Here is a 1153-nt window from a genome sequence, read left to right on the forward strand (position 1 = left end):
CGGTGCGGGCGGACTCCCCGGAGCAGGTCCGCCAGTGGGCGGCCGGACTCCGGCAGGACCCGCCCGCACCGGCCCCCGGCACCGGCCCGGTCGCCCTGGTCTTCTCCGGCCAGGGCAACCAGTGGCCGGCGATGGTGGCCGGACTGCTCGCGGCCGACCCGGTCGCGGGCGAGGTGCTGGCCGACTGCGACCGCGTCCTGCGGGAGGCGGCCGGCTGGTCCCTGCTGGAGGCCTTCGGCGACGCGCAGGCCGCTTGCGGCGCCGCTTCGGAGGCCGCCGAGCGGCTCGCCGATCCGGCGGTGCTCCAGCCCGTGCTGGTCGCGCTCCAGGTGACGGTCGCCCGGGTGCTCGCGCACTGGGGCGTCACGTGGTCCGCGTGCGTGGGCCACAGCCTCGGCGAGCTGTCGGCCGCGGTGGTGGCCGGTGTGCTCGACCTCGGCACCGGCCTGCGGCTGGCCGCCGCCCGCGGCGCGCTGATGCGCGACGCCGTGGGCACCGGCCTGACCGCGCTGCTCGGCCAGCCCGCCGAGGAGGTCGCCGGGCTGCTGGAGCGGCTCGGCCCGGGCACCGACGTCGCCGCGTGGAACGGGCCGAGCTCCACGCTGATCGCGGGCCGGGAGGCCGAGGTGCGCGCGATCGTCGACGAGCTGGCGGGCGAGGGCGTGTTCGCCCGGGTGCTGCCCGGCACCGTCGCCTTCCACAGCCGCTACCTGGAGCCGCTGCGCGACGAACTGACCGCACGGTTCCACGACGTGACGCCCTCGACGGGGAGCAGCGCGCTCGTCTCGACCGTCACCGGCGACTTCGCCGACCCCGCCGCGCTGGACGCCGCCTACTGGGGGGCGAACCTGCGCGAGCCGGTGCGCTTCGTCCAGGCCGTGCGCGCCCTCGCGGCGGCGGGTTACCGCACGTTCGTCGAGGTCGGCGCGCACCCGACGCTGCAGCCCTCGATCCGCGAGACGCTCGGCGACGGCTGCGAGGTCGTGCCGACGATGCGGCGCGACCAGGACGCCCGCGCCGCCCTGCTCGACGCCGTGGCCCAACTCTTCGAGGCCGGTGCGGACGTGGACTGGGAGGCCCTCGCGGGCCGCCCGGGTCGGGCGCCCGCGCCGGTCGCCGAGCAGCACGCCGGGATCCGGCGGGCCGTCACCAC

The 1153-nt window shown here is 78.1% G+C and carries 1 protein-coding gene; it reads left to right on the forward strand.

Annotated elements, in window-relative coordinates; all coding sequences use genetic code 11:
* On the forward strand, positions 1–1153 hold a 1153-nt coding region (locus tag AB0O00_RS40620), incomplete at both ends, for an acyltransferase domain-containing protein (RefSeq protein ID WP_363659683.1).

Origin of the sequence: Kitasatospora sp. NPDC093558 (genome assembly GCF_040683475.1) — a bacterium.
Classification (GTDB): domain Bacteria; phylum Actinomycetota; class Actinomycetes; order Streptomycetales; family Streptomycetaceae; genus Kitasatospora.